Below are 18710 nucleotides of genomic sequence, written 5' to 3' on the forward strand. Positions count from 1 at the left end.
GGGTAGGGGCACGGGGGCCGCCGCTTGGTCTGCCGCCAGCCGCCACGCCAGCTTCCGGCCGACCGCGGCGCGCCCCGCCCCGCCGCGCCGCCCCCCGCGTCCGACCACTCGGTGATCGGCCGGCAGGCCAGCAGCGGCAGCCGCAGCCCCTGCCGGGCGGCCCGGTGCAGGCTCGGCCGGAACGCCTCGGCCAGCACCCGGGCGTCGTCCAGGGCGTGGTGCGCGCGGCGCTGCTCGACCCCGAAGTACGCCACCAGCGTCTCCAGCTTGTGGTTGGCGAGCGGCAGCGCGAGCGCCTTGGACAGCGCGATGGTGCAGAGACGCTGCTCCACGGGCGCGGTGCGGCCGGCCCTGGCGTACTCCCTGGCGATCATCGTCCAGTCGAAGACCGCGTTGTGCGCCACGAGCACCCGGCCGGCCAGGCGCTCCGCGAACTCCCCCGCGATGTCGGGAAAGAGCGGCGCGTCCGCCAACACCTCGGCCGTCAACCCGTGGATCCAGGTGGGGCCCGGATCGCGCATCGGGTTGACCGGCGTGTACCAGTGGTCCTCGACGTCACCCTGGGCGGTGAGCCGGTAGACGGCGGCCGACACTATGCGATCGTCCCTGGCGAGCCCCGTGGTCTCCACGTCCACCACGGCGAATCCGGCCGGGTACCCCGTGGGCCACGGCCGGACGGCGGACTGCTGGAGGGGAACGCGGGCCGCGGGTGCGTGGTGGTCTTCGAGCATGGTCATTGAGGATACGGGCCGGCACCGACAGCGCCCGTGCCCCGGAGGGGAGTTGAGGCACCGTCGCGCGCCCCTCCCGCGCCCGTCGCGCGCCGGCCCGGGACCGAGCCCGCGGGGCGTGTCAGAGGGGTGTCGTACGCTGCGAGACATCTGCTCCACAACGTGCTTCAACACGGCGGAGGCTCGCGCATGCTGCTAGACACCTATGGCCGGATCGCCACCGACCTGCGGGTATCCCTCACCGACCGATGCAACCTGCGCTGCACCTACTGCATGCCGGAGGAGGGCCTTTCCTGGCTCGCCAAGCCGGAGTTGCTCACCGACGACGAGATCGTCCGGCTGGTCACGATCGCCGTGACCGAGCTCGGCGTCACCGAGGTCCGCTTCACCGGCGGCGAGCCGCTGTTGCGGCCCGGGCTCGTCTCCATCGTCGAGCGGTGCGCCGCGCTGCGGCCGCGCCCCTCCCTCGCCCTCACCACCAACGGCATAGGCCTGGAGCGCACGGCCGAGGCGCTGCGCGCCGCCGGCCTCAACCGGGTCAACGTCTCGCTCGACACCCTCGACCCCGAGGTCTTCCAGCGACTCACCCGCCGCCGGCGGCACGGGGACGTGCTCCGTGGCCTCGCCGCCGCCAGGGCAGCCGGGCTCGGCCCCATCAAGATCAACGCGGTGCTGATGCCCGGGCTCAACGAACAGGAGGCACCCGAACTGCTGGCCTGGGCCATCGAGGAGGGCTTCGAGCTGAGGTTCATCGAGCAGATGCCGCTCGACGCCCAACACGGCTGGCAGCGCGCCCGGATGGTGACGGCTGGTGACGTCCTGGAGGCGCTGCGCACCCGCTTCACGCTGACCCCGGAAGGCGGCGAGGAGCGCGGCTCAGCACCCGCCGAGCGCTGGCTGGTGGACGGCGGCCCGCACCGGGTGGGCGTCATCGCCTCGGTCACCCGCCCCTTCTGCCGCGCCTGCGACCGCACCCGGCTCACCGCCGACGGTCAGGTCCGCAACTGCCTTTTCGCCAGGGAGGAGTCCGACCTGCGCGGGGCGCTGCGCGCCGGCGCCGACGACGCCGAGCTGGCCGCGCGCTGGCGGGCGGCCATGTGGGGCAAGAAGGCCGGCTCCGGCCTGGACGACCCGGCGGCCTTCGTGCAGCCGGCCCGCCCGATGTCAGCGATCGGCGGCTGAGGCCCGCCGCGCCTCCCACTCGGCCAGCGGCACCACGTCCTTGAGGAACCCCCGCACCGAGAGGAACGTGGACAGGTGCTCGCGGTGACCGTCACAGGCCACCCAGGTCTTGCGGCGCTCGGGCTGGTGCAGCTTCGGATTGTTCCAGGCCAGTACCCACACGGCGGCCTCGCGGCAGCCCTTCGCCGAGCAGACGACGGTCTCGGGGGCCTGGTCGAACATCACGGGATCCATTCATCTCCCCCACAAACCTCACGGGAAGCTCCAGCGAACCGGACACAAAAGAAGGCGACGCCGGGCAGCCACGGGGGGAGCCGCCCGGCGTCGGTCCGTCGCTCCGACGGGGGATACGGAGCGCTCTTGAAGTATGACATGCAATGCCCCGATCGCTGCAGCCGAACGGCCCAATGATCTGAGGATTTCTTCGGCCGGTCCGGACGGGCGCGGGGCGAAGCGTGCGGAATGATCAGCTCCGTTTGTGTACGTCCCCCGCGCCGGGCGGCAGCGATGGCGGAGTGTCCCTGGTGATGAAGGTGGAGGGCAACGAAGGCGCGTTCTCCCGGCCGGCGTTGGCCACCACGACCGCCACGTACGGCAGCACGGCGCCCAGCACCAGCGCGACCACCGCGAGCGGCCGGTTCACGTTCCACAGCACCACCGTCAGCAGCACCGCCACCGTGCGCACCAGCATCGAGATGACATAGCGCCGCTGCCGCGCGAGCACGTCCTCGTGCAGGCCACGCCGGGCCCCTGTGATCCGAAACACCTCGGGGCCCGTGCCGCCACCGCTCTTACCGCTACGCAAACGCATGCTGATCACCGCCGCGTCCTACGCTACGCCTCGCCCGCGCCGCCGTTACCCCAGGACCCGGGCAAGCCTGCGGCCGGCCTTCAGGTAGACGCCCTCGGGCTTCTCCTCAAGAGCCGCGAGCCGCTCGCTCACCACCTCGCCCAGCGGCCGCAGCGCGTCCGCCTCCGCCAGCACGCCCGCGTCCTGCCGCCCACCGGCGAACTCGAGCACGAGCCGCAGCCCGTTCTGCTTGGCCAGCCGCCGGGCCGCGGAGGCGCTCGGCGTGAACCCCAGCACCCCGGTCAGCACCGCCGTCACGACCTCGCCGCCGTGCTCCGCGAGCACCAGCTCCGGCAGCGCCGCCACCTCGGTGAAGCTCTTCTTCGAGAACTGCGCGGCGAACCCGGCCCTGGCGGCCATGGCTGCCTCGACCCCGTGCAGGACCGCGACCACCTCTCCGGCCAGCACCCGCTTGAGGTCCATCGGGTGCAGCGTCCCGTCCGCCAGCCGACCCCTGACCAGGGCCAGCTCCTCGTCCGTCCACTCCGTCCAGGCCCGCAGGTAGGGCTCCATCAGCCGGTCGGGGATCGACATGATCTTGCCGAAGACGTCGTCCGGCGTGGACCGCAGTCCGATGTAGTTCCCCTTGGACTTGGACATCTTGGCCCCGGAGCCGTCCGTGCCCTCGATCAACGGCATGGTGGCGATCATCTGCGGCTCGAGTCCGTAGATCTCCATCACCCGCCGCCCCATCTGCATGTTCAGCAGCTGGTCGACGCCGCCGAGCTCGATCTCCGCGTCGATCTCGGCCGAGTCGATCGCCATCGCCACCGGGTAGATCAACTCCGACATCGAAAGACCGTGCCCGCCCTCCAGGCGGTTGCGGAAGTCCTCCCGCTGCAGCAGCGCCGAGGCCGAGACGTGCGACAGCACCCCGATCAGTTTCGGCAGCGTGATCCCCGCCAGCCACTCGCTGTTGTGCCGGAACCGCACCCGCTCGAAGTCGAAGAACGGCCGCACCTGGTCCCGGTACCCCGCCAGGTTCCGCGCGATGTCCTCGTCACTCAGCGGCGGCCGCTCGTCGGACCGGCCGGTCGGGTCGCCGATCTTGGCCGTGATGTCGCCGATGATCAACGTCACCTCGTGCCCCATCCGCTGGAAGCGGCTCAGCACGATCATCGGCACGGTGTGCCCCAGGTGCACGTCCGCCGCGGTCGGGTCGATCCCCAGCTTGACCCGCAGCCCCCGCCCCGCCGCCCGGTTCTCGGCGATGCGCGCCGCGAGCTTCTCCACGCCCGGCAGCACGTCCACCGCCCGCGACGCGATCAGCCCCGCCTGCTCCTCGGGCGACAGGTCCGACAGGTCCAGATACCGCCGCGACCGGGTCTCCTCCAGCAGCCGCGCAACGGTGGAGTCGGAGGAGAGATCCTGCGCGAACAGCGCGGAAGCGCGCTGCACGGAATCGCCGAGGCGTGTCACGTTTCGGTCCTGACGGTCGTCGATGTCGGATGGTCGGTCGAGCCCATCCTACGAGCCCGCCCTCCGCCGGACCGATCAGTTGTCGAGCCCCTGCGGAGGGCACACCGCGACCGTCACGGAGGTATGCTCTCAGCGCTCAGCGACAGGGCTGAACGACCAGCGAAGTGGACGGAGGTGTCGCCGATGAACGCGGCACGTGTCGGGCGCACCTTCTCGCGCCCTCTGTGATCACCCACTTCCTTCCGCCTGTCGGCTGATTCCTCTTCCCCTCGCGTTCGGCAGGCGCGTCCTGTTCAAGGAGATCGTTGCCATGCGTGACGAGACATTCGCCGAGTGTGCCGAAAAGCAGAAGGACCCAGCCGCAAATCGCGAAACCGTCGCGTCGCGTGCTGGCACAGTGAGTCCGGGATCCGATATCGGTGAACGCTCCACCCCGCGTTCCCTCGTGCGTCTGTGGCCGTACGTGCGGCTCGTACGCCTGCGCCTGCTCTTCGCCTCCCTGCTGGCGACCACCGCCTCGTGCCTCGGGCTCAGCATGCCGCTGGTGCTGAAGTGGATGGCGGACGGCCCACTGACAGGCGGTGATCCGTCCGGTGTGTGGTGGGGCGGTCTGGCGCTGTTGCTGCTGGGGGTCGCCGAGGCGGCCATCTTCGGTGTGCGGCGCCGGTTGGTCGCGCGGCCACTGGCCGAGGTCGAGGCGTCGATGCGGGAGGCGCTGTACCACCACCTGCAACGGCTGCCGATCTCCTTCCACGACCGGTGGTCGTCAGGCCAATTCCTCTCCCGCGCCACCTCAGATCTCGGCGTGATTCACGCCTTCCTGGCGCTCCCCCTGACGTTTCTCGTGGTCAACGCCACGACGATCCTCGTCGGCTGCCTCGTCCTGCTGTCCCAGCGGTGGACCCTGGGACTGCTGTTGCTGGCACCGGCCGTGCCGCTGATGGTGGCGAGCTCGCTCTTCGAGGCCCGTTACGCCCGCGCCTCGCGCCAGGCCCAGGACCACGGCGGCAATCTGACGACGGTCATCGAGGAATCCGTCATGGGCATCCGCGTCATCAAGGGCTTCGGCCGGCACGAGAGCCAGGCGCACGCGTTCTGGGACCTGGCCCGCCGGGTCCGCGGCGCCGAGCTTCACAAGGCTCGCCTGCTGGCCGGCGTGTCAGCCCTGTTCGTGGCGCTGCCGGAGATCGCGGTCGGGGCGACGCTTGTGGTGGGGGCCCATCAGGTGGCCGACGGGACGCTGTCGCCGGGCACCTTGCTGGCGTTCCTGGCGACGGCCCTGGTCCTGCGGCCGGTGGTGGAGTCGACGGGCTCGTTGCTCGCCCTGAGCCACGAGGCGGCGACCGCCGCCGACCGCTACCTCGACGCCATGGCCCTACCCGGGCTGCCCGAACCCGAGCCCACCCACACCCGGCGGCCGACGACCGAACCGGGACCTGCTCAACTCGCCTTCGAGAAGGTGGAGTTCCGTTACCCCGACGCTCCGCCCGACGCTCCTGCCATCCTGCGCGGCGTCGACCTGCACATCGCTCCCGGAGAGACCCTGGCCCTGGTCGGGGCGACCGGCAGTGGCAAGACGACTCTCACCAGCCTGGTGCCGCGGCTGTACGAGCCGACCGGAGGACGGATCACCATCGACGGCCAGGACATCGCCGACATGCCGCGAGCCGAACTGCGCGGCCGCGTCGCCGTCGCCTTCGAGGACCCGGCGCTCTTCTCCGCGACGATCGCCGAGAACGTGGCCATGGGCGCGGAGACCGTCACCGAGGCGGATGCCGCGCGGGCCCTCCGGGTGGCGCAGGCCGACAGCTTCGTCCGCCTCCTTCCCGACGGGCCGGGCACGATGGTGGGCGAGCAGGGGCTGACCCTCTCCGGCGGTCAGCGCCAACGACTCGCCCTGGCCCGCGCCGTCGTCGGCCGGCCACGCCTGCTCGTCCTGGACGATCCCCTGTCGGCCCTGGACATCCACACCGAGGCCGCGGTCGAGGCGGCGCTGCGTGAGGTGCTCGGCACGACGACGGCACTCATCGTCGCCCACCGCCCCTCGACCGTGCTCCTCGCCGACCGGGTCGCCCTGCTCTCACAGGGCCGGATCACCGCCGTCGGCACGCACCATGAGCTGCTGAAGACGAACGCCGAATACGCCCGGCTCATGTCCGCACCCCGGCCCCTGACGACGCCGACGGGCCACCGCGAGCAGAGTGGGAGGACATCATGACCCCCTCGGCAACGAGCCCTCGGGCGGCTCGGGCTGCCACGGATCCCTTCGCCCACGACGTCCTCCCCGCACCCGCGGGCGCCTCACGGGCACTGCTGGGGTCCCTGCTGCGCCCACACCGACGCCGCATCGCGGTGACCTGCCTCGTGCTGATCCTGCAGCGGGGGATCTCGCAGCTGAGCCCGCTGCTCATCGCGTACACGATCGACCAGGCGGTCCCGGCCCTGCGGGAGAACGATCGCGGCCCGATCCTGGCCGTCTGCCTGGGCTACCTGCTGGTCGTGGCGGGCGCAGGGGCGTTGCAGTACGGCTACGTCCGCCTCTCGGCACGCGTGGGCCAGGACGTGATCCTCGACCTCCTCGGGCGCGTTTTCCGCCACTCCCAGGCCCTGAGCGTCGACTTCCACGAGCGGTACACCTCCGGCCGGCTCACCTCACGAGCCACCAGCGACGTCGGAGCACTCCGCGCCCTGCTCACCAGGGGTCTGGAGGACATCGTCAGCGCCGCGCTGACAACGGTCTACATCACCGGCCTCCTGCTGTACCTCGACTGGCAACTGGGCCTGGCTGCGGTGGCCGTGGGAGCGCCGCTGTACCTGACCGTCCGGACCTTCCGCCGCCGCGCCACGCGCGTCTACCGCGCACGGTCAAGCGCGATGGCCGCGGTCACCAGGAAGTTCACCGAGACCTTCCACACCATCCGCGCGGTGCGGACCTTCCGGCTGGAAGGGCCCAACGACGAGTCGTTCCGGCGGATCAACCGCCACCACGCGCACCTCAACGGTGACGCCGCCCTGGAGATGGGCCGGTACGTGACATCGTCCCGACTCGTCGCCAACGCCGGCATCGCCCTCCTCGTCATGTGGGGCGCCCAGCGAGTCGCCTCCCACAGCCTGGAACTCGGCGTCTTCACCGCCGCGGTCCTCTACCTGCGCCGGCTGTACGACGACCCACTCAAACTGGGAGGCGTCCTGGACACCTACCAGTCAGCGGCCGCCTCCCTGGAAGAGATCGCAGCCCTCCTGGCCCAGCGGCCCTCCGTCCCCGAACCCGGCGCCCCCCGACAGCTACCGGCGAACACCCCCGGCCGCCGCGGCCGTCAGGTCGTCTTCGAGAACGTGTCCTTCAGGTACCGCACCGGCGGCGACGTCCTGCCCCGCTTCGACCTCTCCCTCACCGCCGGGCAGACCGTGGCCGTCGTCGGAGCGACCGGCGCCGGCAAATCAACGCTGGCCAAGCTGCTGGCCCGATTCCACGACCCCTCGCACGGCCGCGTCCTCCTCGACGGCGTGGACCTGCGGCACCTGGCCACGGCCGAGCTGCGGCGCGACGTGGTGATGGTGACGCAAGACGCCTTCGTCTTCTCCGGCACCATCGCCGAGAACATCGCCGTCGGGCGCCCCGCAGCCGACCGGCAGGACATCGAGCGGGTGGCCAGGGCGATCGGCGCGCACGACTTCATCAGCGCGCTGCCGGACGGCTACGACACGGACGTCCGCACCCGCGGCACCCTCATCTCCGCCGGGCAACGGCAACTGGTGGCACTCGCCCGTGCCCTCCTCGCCGATCCGACCGTGGTGATCCTCGACGAGGCCACGTCCTCGCTCGACATCCCCGGCGAGAGGCTCGTCCAACACGCCATGAGCACGGTGCTGGAAGGCCGCACAGCCCTGGTCATCGCACACCGCCTCTCCACGGTCCGCATCGCCGACCGGGTGCTGGTGATGGCCGACGGGCGCATCGTCGAAGACGGCACGCCCAGCGAACTCATCGAACGGCGAGGGAGGTTCGCGGACCTGCACACCGCGTGGCAGGACAGCCTGAGGTGAACGACCCGTCCCTACCCGGGACGGGTCAGACCCGATCGCTCTGCTGGTCGCCGAGTTGGCCACCAACGCGTCCACCACGGCAACGCCTCTGACCGCGCCATCTCCGCTCCGTGCCGCTGTCCGCTCGGGGCCTGGCGCGAGTCCGGTGGGCCCGGCGGCCGTAGCCGAGGGCGTCAGAACTCGCCGCGTGGGCTTTCGCCTTCCGGGGTGCTGAAGCAGGCTGAGACGAGATCGACCGTAAGCATGGGCTCGTAATCTTCTGTGCCTGCGACGAGCTCGACATTCACCGCGTACGCAAGGCTCGTGTTCTCGAAGAGAATTCGCGGGGTTCTCGCGGCATTGTTCAGTTCACCTTCCTCAACGATCACCCATCCATGCTCAAGGAGTGCGCCACGAAGCCTGTCCATACCTTGTTCCAGATCGGCCGATGGCACTCCATAGACGGACCATGCGTGACGGATCTTGTACAGACGCTCCCTCTCGGGATCCTCCGCGCAGACTGACACACCAGGTCCAGGCTCGGACACCTGCGCCTGGATCCCAGTGAAGTCGAGCATGTCGCTGGATAGCCGGCGTGCCTCCGCGCGAGCGTCATCGACCGGCTTCACCGTGGTCTCGTCACTCGGTTCGCTGTCACTGTTCGACCGATCCGGCACGTCGGAGCAACCTCCAATGAGTAGGCCTAGGAACAGCGCCACGATGCTCGCCACCCTGGTGGTTCGTGAGCTTTTCACTTCGCCTCTCCCGCAGCCAGCTCGACCTGATCATATCGACCGAGAACTACCCAGGCTTGGTTCTTCAAACTGGTCGAATCTTTTCCATTATCCTCCTCGACATCCCAGTAACCGCTGTGATCATCGGAGTCAGTTGCCATGATGTTCGCGCCGAAGCTCTCCATCGATGGTGCGCTCGGGCTGAGATCGATAGTCGCGCTGGGAACGCCCGATTGGCTGAAGTGGATGTCGACGGGGTCCCAACCGTGGATGAGCGCGGCCAGCGGAACCGGGTCATGGAGGACACCGGCGGCCATGGACCAGACGTGGTCGCTTCCTACGCCCAGTTCCTCTGCCCGCTCCACCAGCATGCCGGGGCTGCCCGCCACAATGACTTCATCCACTCTGAGCGGGCGTTCGAGAGCCGCTGCCCCGATGACGGTGCTGCCATAACTGTGGCCCACCAGTGTGGTGTGGCCCGCGTCGCCGTCCTGACGTGCGGCGTGAAGACCGTCCACGAAGGAGTTGAGCGCTGGCGCGGCCTCGTCGGCGTAGCTACGTGACGCCGCGTCGGGGACGATCGTGTCGGGCGCGTCGTAGCCGAGCCAGGTGATGGTGGAGACGTCCGCTCCCTGCGCCCGTTCGTCGGTTGCCCGCCAGAGGTCCGTCATCCGAGCGATGTCGCCCTCGATTCCGGGCAGGTCGGCGCTGGTGCCCGGGACGTAGACCGCTGTGTGCTGCGCCGTGTCCGGGTTGCCGTTGGCGATGATGGCGCGGCCGTCTGCTTCGGTGCCGAAGCCGAGCAGGTAGGCCTCGGGAAGTCCGTCGATCCCGGTCTGGTCGAAACGGTTCTGGATGCTTCGCATGCCGCCCAACACGGCTTCCAGTCGTTCTCGCTCCGCGTTCCACGCGGGCCACTCGGGGGAGCGGATCTCGCCATCCGCCAGCACGCCTCTGCGGTGAACGCCTGTGGCATCGACCTGCGTCGGCTCACTCGCCAGGTGCTGGGCCAGCTCGTCGCTGATCCGCGCGTATTCCATTTCCAGCAGGCCGCGGTTCGCCGTGTCGCGGATGCCGGCCGGGAGGCCGTCCAAGGCGCCGATGTGTTCCGGGAAGAGCGCGAGCAGGGCGTCGCGTTCGCGTGGTTCGAGCCCGGCCCACCAGTCGCGGTTCTCGGTCGGCGTCTGGCCGTCCGGGATGCGGGAGTCGTCCAGCACATCGTCCATCGCCCCGGTGACGGCCGCCGTGTCGACGGCGGCGTCGGCCCACATCGCACGGGTGACGTTCAAGCGGTCAGTGGTCTCCAGTTCGGCCAGCGTTCGGGCGTACTCCGCGTCCACCGCGTTGGCTTCCGCCAGGATGTCGGCGATCCGGCTGGCGAGGCGTTGCGCCTCCGCCTGATGCGGGTTGGCGTAGGCGTCCAGGGACGGGTGCGCGAGTGTGGTGGCGGTTGCTGTGCCGCCGGAGGCGGTGCCGGTGTCACGTTCGACCGCCGGATAGGTGACGCTACCGTCGTCGCCGACCTGGTAGCCGTACTCGGCGGCCTCGTCCAGGATGGCGCGGAGGCGGCGCTGTGCCTCGCCGAGCTCCTGGGTGAGCCCGTTGAGCGCCGTTTCGACCAGGCCGCACTCGACGCGGGTGTATTCGAAGTTGTCGGCGAGCTGGGTGAGTTGGTGACGACCGCGGTGGCTGCCTCGCCCTCTTGGGCATTGGCGCGGACGGCCGCCAGCATCTGGCGGTCGACCAGCTCCCAGGCGTCGCGGGCCGTGCGGCTGGCGAGACCCCAGTGGCTGGCCTGGACCGGTAGCCGTGCGAGGTGGAGGTCGCGTAGCAGCGGGAGGGTGATCAGCGGGCCCCCTCCTGCTGGGGCTGGGTCCAGTCGGGGAGCTGGGTGGCGCGTTCCATGGACTGCCGGGCGTCCTCCTCCGTGGCGTCGAAGTCGGCGGCGGCGCTGGTGAGGCCGGCCGCCAAGCCGTCGCAACGTCGCTGTACCGCCGTTAGCCGTTCTGCCCAGCTGTCCCGCACCCGCCGCAGCGCGGTGGCGGAGGCGAGTCCGTCAAGCGCGCGCAGCGGGTCGTCGGCTTCGGCACGGAGGGTGCGCAGGTGGTGTCCAGCCGGTCGACGAGTGTGGTGGCTTGGACGGCGAGCTCGCGCAGCAGCGCCGGATCGACGCGGAGATCGGCGCCGGTCTCACTGGGGCCCAACGGATGTTCCTCCCCCTCCCAGAGCTGAACCGACGATGACGGTAGCAGCAGCGGTGGTGGTGTCGCCTGAGTACGAATACTCAGGTGTGACACGCGGTTGCCTGGTGTAGTTGGGGATTAACTAAGCTGGGTGGGCTTGTGCCTGAGGGTGTGGAGGGGGCGGTGGCGTGGCGGACTTCGAGGGCTACACGCACGAGCAGCTGGCACGGCTGTTGGCGGGGGCGGATCCTGAGCAGCTGACCACGCGGGCGGACGTGCTGCTCGCGATGGCGACGGCGCTGAACGGTGCCGACAAAGAGATCTTCGTCCGCATGAGCAAGGTGGAGTGGCAGGGCGAGGGTGCTGAGGCGTTCCGTGCCTGGGGTCGGCATCTGGTGCAGGAGTCGGTGGTGCTGGCCGACTACGCGCGGACGGTGGGCAACGCGATGCAGGACGCCGGCCAGGCGCTGATCGAGGCACGGGCCGCGATGCCGCCGGTCGCGGAGCGGCCGGTACCGCTGACCGACGAGGCGTTGCCGACGCTTGCTGAGGAGATGGAGCGGCAGGAAGCCATCCGGGTGTTGGAGCGGCTGTCGGGCAGCTACCGGGCGGCGGCCGACGACATGGCGGCGGCCCAGGAGCCACAGTTCCGGCCCATAGAGGGGTTCTCCAGAATCGAGGAGGGGAATCGGCCCGGGGTATCCGAGGGAACCTATGGGCCCGCGCGGCCGGAGGCGTCGGTGGGGCGGGCCTCCAGCGGCGAGACGACGTCGGTCCCATGGGAAGGGAGCGGTACGGGTGGCCCCTCGACGGCGCCAGTACTGCGTGAGAGCTCTGTCGTCTACGATCGGCCGGCGGGTGTGGTTCCGCCCTCACCAGCTGTAACTGAGAGCGACATCGGTACTTCGCTGGACTCGATGGGGCCAGCCGTGGAGCGGTCGCTCCCTGCGGCTGAGCCTGCGCCGGCCCCTGGAGAGAGCCGGCCAGTGGGGGGTGGCACCGTCACGCCTGACCGGGTGCCACCACCCTCGACGATGGGGCCGCTTCAGCGACCCGGGCTCTTCGGCACGCCGCCACAAGCGCCGCAGCCCGCCCCCTCGGGGCGGTCGCCTGTCGGAGGCGGTGGACCGGGGCAGGGGGGAACGCCTCGGCCCCCTCTGACGCCTGCATCGGAGGGGTATGCGGCAGGGCGTTCAGGCGGAGGTGGCGGTGGGCAGGGACCGGTTGCTGGCCGTCCGCCCCTGTACGGCGGTGCGGGTCCGTGGGGGAACCCCGCCGGCCGGGGGCGGATCATCGGCGGTACGCCTCGGCCCCCTCAAAGCGCTGGGCGTGGCCTTCCGCCGAGCTCGGCAGTGGGGGCAGGAACCTCGTTCGCTTATCGGGATCCGACCACTGGGTTGGTTCATGGTCCTGGTGGTGTTCCCGTCATGAAGCGCCCGGGAGAGCCGAGTGGTCCGCTGGTGCCGCCGCCTGGCCGCGATGGGCCGGGCAATGGTGGCCGCTCGCCTCGGTCGAGGCGAAGGCGTCGGAAGGAGTCGGACGGCAGGCGTGGCGATGCACAGGGCAAGGACGGTTGAACAGATGTCGCAGACCAACCGTTCCTCGCTGCGACGGCTTCGGTGGCTGTGTGTCGGGGCGCTTGCCACGAGCCTGTGCTTTCAGGGGGGCATGGTCCCGCAGGCGCTGGCCGACGATGAGACAGGCACCTGGCACCTGGACGCCCTACGAGCCGAGGAGATCTGGCAGCACACCCAGGGCGCGGGCATCACCGTCGCGGTCATCGACAGCGGAGTCGATGACTCGGTTCCCGAGCTGCGAGGGCGAGTCCTGGAAGGCACTGACCTTAGCCCCGACCCCGTGGGGGCTCACGTCGATGCCAATGGCCACGGTACGACCATGGCATCGCTCATCGCCGGCGCCGAGGGCGGCACTCGCGGCCTCGCACCGGAGGCCACCATCCTCCCCATCCGAGTTCAGGAGGGGATCGAGGGGACGCTATCTGACGAGTTCGACTTCGGCATCGAGGAGCGGTTGGGCGAGGCCATCGCCTACGCGGTCGAGGCAGGTGCCCAGATTATCAACATATCCATGAGTAAGTCGGAGTTGGGGATTGAGATCGAGGTCTTGGACGAGGCGCTTGCGGAGGCCGCGCGGCAGGACGTGCTGATCTTTGCGGGTGCCGGTAACGATGGTGAGGAGGGAGGCCCTATTGGACTTCCCGCCACTCGTGAGGGGGTGGTGGCGGTCGCGGCGGTTGATCCGGATGGCGGGCGCGCCGCGTACTCGTCCGCCGGCCCGCAGGTGGTGCTCGCCGCGCCGGGCACCGACTTGTCCCAGCGGTGTGTGATCGGAAGTGCCGAGATGTGCCTTGGGCGAGGTACGAGCCACGCCACCGCCCTCGCCTCCGCCTCCGCGGCCCTCATCTGGTCGGCGCATCCGGACTGGACGAAGAACCAGGTGCTGCGCGCCATGATCGAGACCGCCGACAGTAATGGTCAGCGGGACGAGTACGTGGGGTACGGGATGATCGACCCGGCCCGCGTGATCGTGGATGGGGAGGGCGATCCGGGAGAGCCGGACGTGAACCCGTTGTTCGAGGAGTATGAGGCGTCGCTCACCCCGCCCGTGTCGCCGGAGCCGGAGGTCGAGGAGCCCGAGGTCCCGCCCCGGGAGGCCGAGGAGGGGCCGGCCGTGGCCGTCGAAGACGAGGACGGTGGTGGCTGGCTCGTCGCCGCCGGTGGCGGCCTGGCCGTCGTGGTCGTGGGCGTCGTCGGGTGGGCCGTGTGGCGGAGCCGGCGGCGGCAGCGGTTGGGGACGGTGTATGCCGGGACCGCGCCGCCGCCGGAAGAGGGTGTCAGACGCCGGGGCTGACGGAGCTCATGTTGAACTCCGGGATCCGCAGCGCCGGCATCGCCGTGCGGGGGAAGTACTCGCCCCACTCGCGTGACCGGCACACCTCCGTCGAGCCGGCCGCCGTGGCGCGAGCCAGCAGGTCGACGGGGGACTCGTTGAAGCGGAAGTTTGTCACCACGCCCGTCACCTCGCCGTTCTCGACGAGGTAGACGCCGTCCCGGGTCAGGCCGGTCAGGAGCAGCGTCTTGGGGTCGACGGTGCGGATGTACCACAGCGAGGTGACCAGCAGGGCCCGCTCGGTCGAGGCGACCAGGTCGTCGATCGAGCCGGTGCCGCCCGCGTCGAGCAGCAGGTTGTCGACCAGCGGCGCCACCGGCAGGTCGGTGAGGCCGGCGGTGAAGCGGCTGGTGGGGAGCTGGTTGAGGACGCCGTCCCGCAGCCAGTCGGCGCGGGCCACCGGCAGGCCGTTGTCGAAGACGGAGGTCGCGGGGGAGAAGCCGCCGCCCGAGGAGTGGGCGATGGCGAAGGGGGCGGTCGTGAGGCCCGGGGCCGTCGGGTCGCTGTAGAGGGTGACCGGCAGCTGGGCGAGCCGCTCGCCGACGCGCGTGCCGCCGCCGGCCTTGCTGAAGACCGTGCGGCCCTCGTGCGCGTCGCGCGCGTCCGACATCCAGTGCTGGTAGATCAGCAGGTCGGCCACCGAACTCGGCGGCAGCAGCGTCTCGTAACGGCCGGCCGGCAGCTCGACGCGGCGCTCGGCCCAGGCCAGGCGGCGGGTGAGGCCGGCGTCGAGGGCCGCGGGGTCCACGTCGGTGAAGTCGTGGGTGGGCACTGTGACGAAGGACGAGCGGGAGCCGTCGGCGGACTTGGCGTTGAGTTCGGCGTGGCCGGCCGGCTGGTCGTGGCGCAGCCGAAGACCGGTCGAGGTGCCCAGATACGTGGAGACGACCTCGTGTTGGGCGAAGCCGAAGAGCCGGCGGCCCTCGGCGGCGGCCCGCGCGAACGTCTCGCCGAGCGCCGGCGCGAAGGCGGCGAACACCTCGGGGGAGGTCTCGGCCGGCGGCTCGGTGAAGCCGGGCGCTGCGGGCACACCGGTGACCAGCGGCTGCGCGTCCTCGGCCGAGGGCGACTGGCGGGCGGCCTCCTCGGCGGCCCGCACCAACGGCTCCAACTCGTCGTCGGTGACGGCGGTGCGGGAGACCACGCCGGCGGAGGTGCCCTGCGCGCCGTCGATCGTGGCGATGACGGTCAGCCGTCGGCCGCGCGTCACGCCGTTGGTGGTCAACGCGTTGCCGGCCCAACGGAGGTTGGCCGACGACACCTCGTCGGCGATCACCACCGTGCCGTCCGCCCGCGAGAGCTCGAGGGCGCGCTCGACGATCTCGTGCGGTCTGCTGGTGCTCATCGGCCGGACTCCTGGGTGGTGTTGAGGATGTTGATCTGTCGGAAGAGCGCGGACGGGCAGCCGTGCGAGACGGCCGCGGCCTGGCCCGGCTGGGCCTTGCCGCACATGAACGTGCCGCCGAGCACATACGTCTGGGGGCCGCCGACGGCCTCCATCGCGCCCCAGAAGTCGGTGGTGGTGGCCTGGTAGGCGACGTCCCGCAACTGGCCAGCGAGGCGGCCGTTCTCGATCCGGTAGAAACGCTGTCCGGTGAACTGGAAGTTGTAGCGCTGCATGTCGATCGACCAGGAGCCGTCGCCGACGACGTAGATGCCGCGCTCGACGCCGGAGATGAGCCCGGCCGTGTCGGGCCCCTCGGGCGCCGGCTGGAGCGAGACGTTGGCCATCCGCTGGAGCGGCACGTGCGAGGGGGAGTCGGCGAACGCGCAGCCGTTGGACCGCTCGAACCCCTTCAGCCTGGCAATCCTGCGGTCCATCTGGTAGCCGACGAGCGTGCCGTCCTTCACGATGTCCCAGGACTGGGTCTGCACGCCGTCGTCGTCGTAGCCTGTGGTGGCCAGGCCGTGCTCGACGGTGCGGTCGCCCGTCACGTTCATGATCGGCGAGCCGTACGTCAACGTGCCCAGCTTGTCGAAGGTGGCGAACGAGGTGCCCGCGAAGGCCGCCTCGTAGCCCAACGCCCGGTCGAGCTCGGTGGCGTGGCCGATCGACTCGTGGATGGTCAGGAACAGGTTGGACGGGTCGATGACCAGGTCGTACGCGCCGGGCTCGACCGAGGGCGCGGCCATCTTCTCGGCCAACAGGCTGGGGATCTCGGCGAGTTCGGCGTCCCAGTCCCAGCCGGTGCCGGTCAGGTACTCCCAGCCGCGGCCGGCCGGCGGGGCCAGCGTCCGCATGGTGTCGAACCGGCCGCTACCCGCGTCAACCGAGGTCGCGGTCAGCTCGGGCAGCACCCGAACCCGCTGCTGGGTGGTGACGGTGCCGGCGGTGTCCGCGTAGAACTTGTTCTCCTGAACGGCCCACAGCCGGGCGTCCACGTGCGTCACGCCGTCGCCGGCCAGCAGCCGCTCGCTCCACTCGGCGAGCAGCCCGGTCTTCTCAGCGTCCGGGATGTCGAAGGGGTTGATCTCGTAGGACGAGACCCATGTCCGCTCGCCGTGCGAGGGCTCGGGCGCGAGCTCGACGCGCTCATCCGAGCCGGCCGCCGCGATGATCTTGGCGGAGAGCTTGGCCATCTCCACCGCCTGCGCGGCGACCCGGGCGGCGCCGTCCATCGTCAGGTCGACCCCGGACGCGAAGCCCCAACTCCCGCCGTGCACCACGCGCACCGCGTACCCGGTGTCGATGGTGTCCTCGGAACCGGCGGGCCTGCCGTTCCGCAGCAGCCAGTTGGCGCTGCGCACCCGCTCGAATCGGAAGTCGGCGTGCTCGGCCCCCAGCGCCCGCGCCCTGGCCAGTGCCGCGTCGGCCAACTGGCGCAGGGGGAGCGCGAGGAAGGATTCGTCGATGGATCTTGGCACGATCTCTCCTGTTCGTCGGCTCACCGGCCGCCACGTGCCGCCGCCGCGCCCGGTGTGGAGGGGGTGTCGCCCCCGGCACCGATCATGCCTGGTGACGGGCCCGGTGCCCAGGGGGTGTAGCCCGTGGTCAGGCGTGGTGCCGGGCCGAGAACGGCTGTAGACATCCCACAGCGAGGTCGCCGGGTGCCTGTCGTGGCCCGCTCCTCGAACCCGCCGGGTGGGGCACTAGGTTTGTACAGAGCACACGACTGAGAAAGAGGTGATCCCTTGAGCCGCTCGGTACTGGTCACCGGAGGCAATCGCGGGATTGGCCTGGCCATCGCCCACGCCTTCGCCGAAGCCGGCGACAAGGTCGCCATCACGTACCGCTCTGGGGAGCCCCCGCAGGAGCTCATCGAGCTCGGGTGCCTGCCGGTCAGGTGCGACATCACCGAATCCGAACAGGTGGAGCAGGCATACAAAGAGATCGAGGAGAAGCACGGCAAGGTCGAGGTCCTGGTCGCCAACGCCGGCATCACCCGTGACCAGTTGCTGCTGCGGATGTCCGACGAGGACTTCACCGCCGTCCTCGACACCAACCTGACGGGCACCTTCCGGGTCGCCAAGCGCGCCGCTCGTGGCATGCTGCGCGCCAAGTCGGGGCGGATCGTGCTGATCTCCTCGGTGGTCGGCCTGATGGGCGCGGCCGGGCAGGCCAACTACGGCGCCTCCAAGGCTGGCCTGATTGGCTTCGCCCGCTCCCTGGCGCGCGAGCTCGGCTCCCGTGGCATCACCTGCAACGTCGTCTCGCCCGGCTGGGTGGACACCGACATGGCGAGGGCGGTGAGCGAGGAGCGGCGCGCCGAGGTGATGGCCAACGTGCCGCTCGGGCGCTACGCGCAGCCGGAGGAAGTGGCCGGCGTCGTCCGCTTCCTGACCTCGGACACCGCCGCGTACATCACTGGAGCCGTCATCCCGGTTGACGGCGGATTGGGCATGGGTCACTGACATGAGTGGACTTCTCGCGGGCAAGCGAGTGCTGGTCACCGGTGTTCTCACCGAGTCGTCGATCGCCTTCCACGCCGCGAAGCTGGCGCAGGAGGAGGGCGCCGAGGTGGTGCTCACCGGCTTCGGGCGGCTGAGCCTGGTGGAGCGGATCGCCAAGCGGCTCCCCAAGCCGGCGCCGGTGATCGAACTCGACGTGCAGAACCGCGACCACCTGGCCGGCCTCGCCGACGCGGTCGCCGGGCACCTGGGTGAGGGCATCGGCCTGGACGGCGTGGTGCACTCCATCGCCTTCGCGCCGCAGGACGCGTTGGGCGGCAACTTCCTCAACACAGAGTGGGAGTCGGTCGCGACGGCGGTCGAGGTGTCCGCGTACTCGCTGAAGTCGCTGACCATGGCGCTGCTGCCGCTGCTCGAGCAGCGGGGCGGCTCGGTCGTCGGCATGGACTTCGACGCGCAGGTGGCCTGGCCGAAGTACGACTGGATGGGCGTCTCGAAGGCGGCGCTCGAGGCGACGTCGCGGTACCTGGCGCGTGACCTGGGCGGGAAGAACGTCCGCGTCAACCTGGTCTCGGCCGGGCCGATCAAGTCGATGGCGGCGAAGTCGATCCCGGGCTTCGAGGAGTTGGCCGACGTGTGGAACAACCGGGCGCCGATCGGCTGGGACCTGTCCGACCCGGAGCCGGCGGCGCGGGGCGTGGTGGCGCTGCTCTCCGACTGGTTCCCGAAGACGACGGGTGAGATCGTCCATGTGGACGGCGGCGTCCACATGATGGGCGCGTAGCCGCTTCCCGCTGGGGGCGGCCGGGCGTCTCCCCCCCCACCC

At 70.6% G+C, this 18710-nt stretch carries 15 protein-coding genes; 6 read left to right on the forward strand and 9 right to left on the reverse strand.

Going from position 1 to position 18710, the window contains the following annotated elements; genetic code table 11:
• The coding region (locus E1265_RS17400) for an exonuclease domain-containing protein (RefSeq protein ID WP_243740880.1) at positions 1 to 731 on the reverse strand (731 nt) is incomplete at its 3' end.
• A 189-nt stretch (positions 732 to 920) separates the two neighbouring features.
• On the opposite strand from E1265_RS17400, the gene moaA reads away from it, so the two are divergent.
• On the forward strand, positions 921 to 1913 hold the full coding sequence (moaA, locus tag E1265_RS17405; protein WP_132931229.1) for a GTP 3',8-cyclase MoaA: 993 nt from the start codon (positions 921 to 923) through the stop codon (positions 1911 to 1913).
• Here moaA and E1265_RS17410 read toward each other — a convergent pair.
• The 3 genes from E1265_RS17410 to tyrS all read right to left on the reverse strand — a co-directional run bounded on the left by E1265_RS17410 (position 1896) and on the right by tyrS (position 4182).
• Positions 1896 to 2147, reverse strand: a complete 252-nt coding sequence (locus tag E1265_RS17410; protein ID WP_132931230.1) for a hypothetical protein — start codon at positions 2145 to 2147, stop codon at positions 1896 to 1898. The genes moaA and E1265_RS17410 overlap by 18 nt on opposite strands.
• A 232-nt stretch (positions 2148 to 2379) precedes the next feature.
• The gene (locus E1265_RS17415; protein ID WP_132931231.1) at positions 2380 to 2724 is read right to left on the reverse strand and encodes a DUF3099 domain-containing protein; all 345 of its coding nucleotides are present in this window, start codon (positions 2722 to 2724) and stop codon (positions 2380 to 2382) included.
• 45 nt (positions 2725 to 2769) lie between these two features.
• Positions 2770 to 4182, reverse strand: a complete 1413-nt coding sequence (gene tyrS / locus E1265_RS17420) for a tyrosine--tRNA ligase (RefSeq protein WP_132931232.1) — start codon at positions 4180 to 4182, stop codon at positions 2770 to 2772.
• Positions 4183 to 4627: 445 nt separating this feature from the next.
• Here tyrS and E1265_RS17425 point away from each other — a divergent pair, with 445 nt between their 5' ends.
• Positions 4628 to 6400 carry an ABC transporter ATP-binding protein gene (locus tag E1265_RS17425; RefSeq protein WP_243740881.1) on the forward strand — a complete coding sequence of 591 codons (1773 nt, stop codon included), beginning with the start codon at positions 4628 to 4630 and terminating at the stop codon, positions 6398 to 6400.
• Complete coding sequence (locus tag E1265_RS17430) at positions 6397 to 8229, forward strand: ABC transporter ATP-binding protein (protein WP_132931234.1); 1833 nt, start codon at positions 6397 to 6399, stop codon at positions 8227 to 8229. The genes E1265_RS17425 and E1265_RS17430 overlap by 4 nt, the downstream gene beginning before the upstream one ends.
• Before the next feature lie 173 nt (positions 8230 to 8402).
• On the opposite strand, the gene E1265_RS17435 is transcribed toward E1265_RS17430, so the two are convergent.
• The 3 genes from E1265_RS17435 to E1265_RS40335 form a co-directional block, all read right to left on the reverse strand.
• A complete protein-coding gene (locus E1265_RS17435) occupies positions 8403 to 8939 on the reverse strand; it encodes a hypothetical protein (RefSeq protein ID WP_132931235.1) in 537 nt (178 codons plus the stop codon).
• 20 nt (positions 8940 to 8959) lie between these two features.
• Entirely contained in the window at positions 8960 to 10282 is a 1323-nt protein-coding gene (locus tag E1265_RS17440; RefSeq protein ID WP_132931236.1) for an alpha/beta hydrolase, read from the reverse strand.
• Positions 10283 to 10787: 505 nt separating this feature from the next.
• The gene (locus E1265_RS40335) at positions 10788 to 10913 is read right to left on the reverse strand and encodes a hypothetical protein (protein WP_279571440.1); all 126 of its coding nucleotides are present in this window, start codon (positions 10911 to 10913) and stop codon (positions 10788 to 10790) included.
• A gap of 1793 nt (positions 10914 to 12706) precedes the next feature.
• On the opposite strand from E1265_RS40335, the gene mycP reads away from it, so the two are divergent.
• Positions 12707 to 13996: a type VII secretion-associated serine protease mycosin gene (mycP, locus tag E1265_RS17445; protein ID WP_165953775.1), complete on the forward strand. Its 1290-nt coding sequence runs from the start codon at positions 12707 to 12709 to the stop codon at positions 13994 to 13996.
• Here mycP and E1265_RS17450 read toward each other — a convergent pair.
• Positions 13980 to 15380 (reverse strand): metallopeptidase TldD-related protein, encoded by a 1401-nt coding sequence (locus tag E1265_RS17450; RefSeq protein ID WP_132931238.1) that lies wholly within the window; start codon positions 15378 to 15380, stop codon positions 13980 to 13982. The genes mycP and E1265_RS17450 overlap by 17 nt on opposite strands.
• Positions 15377 to 16900 (reverse strand): TldD/PmbA family protein, encoded by a 1524-nt coding sequence (locus E1265_RS17455; protein WP_132931239.1) that lies wholly within the window; start codon positions 16898 to 16900, stop codon positions 15377 to 15379. The genes E1265_RS17450 and E1265_RS17455 overlap by 4 nt, the downstream gene beginning before the upstream one ends.
• Positions 16901 to 17167: 267 nt before the next feature.
• Between E1265_RS17455 and fabG the strand changes: the two genes are divergently transcribed.
• Both fabG and fabI read left to right on the forward strand, forming a co-directional pair.
• Complete coding sequence (gene fabG, locus E1265_RS17460; protein ID WP_132931240.1) at positions 17168 to 17887, forward strand: 3-oxoacyl-[acyl-carrier-protein] reductase; 720 nt, start codon at positions 17168 to 17170, stop codon at positions 17885 to 17887.
• A 1-nt stretch (position 17888) separates the two neighbouring features.
• Positions 17889 to 18668: an enoyl-ACP reductase FabI gene (fabI, locus tag E1265_RS17465; protein WP_132931241.1), complete on the forward strand. Its 780-nt coding sequence runs from the start codon at positions 17889 to 17891 to the stop codon at positions 18666 to 18668.
• The last annotated feature ends 42 nt before the right edge of the window (positions 18669 to 18710 follow it).

It is taken from the genome of Streptomyces sp. 8K308, from assembly GCF_004348315.1.
Taxonomy (GTDB): Bacteria; Actinomycetota; Actinomycetes; order Streptomycetales; family Streptomycetaceae; genus Streptomyces.

Excerpts from the sequence above, each read along its gene's own strand:
- E1265_RS17430 (WP_132931234.1), top strand. The coding sequence starts at position 6,397 with ATGACCCCCTCGGCAACGAGCCCTCGGGCGGCTCGGGCTGCCACGGAT.
- E1265_RS17415 (WP_132931231.1), bottom strand. The coding sequence starts at position 2,724 with ATGCGTTTGCGTAGCGGTAAGAGCGGTGGCGGCACGGGCCCCGAGGTG.
- E1265_RS17410 (WP_132931230.1), bottom strand. The coding sequence starts at position 2,147 with ATGGATCCCGTGATGTTCGACCAGGCCCCCGAGACCGTCGTCTGCTCG.
- E1265_RS17450 (WP_132931238.1), bottom strand. The coding sequence starts at position 15,380 with ATGAGCACCAGCAGACCGCACGAGATCGTCGAGCGCGCCCTCGAGCTC.
- moaA (WP_132931229.1), top strand. The coding sequence starts at position 921 with ATGCTGCTAGACACCTATGGCCGGATCGCCACCGACCTGCGGGTATCC.
- mycP (WP_165953775.1), top strand. The coding sequence starts at position 12,707 with ATGTCGCAGACCAACCGTTCCTCGCTGCGACGGCTTCGGTGGCTGTGT.
- fabI (WP_132931241.1), top strand. The coding sequence starts at position 17,889 with ATGAGTGGACTTCTCGCGGGCAAGCGAGTGCTGGTCACCGGTGTTCTC.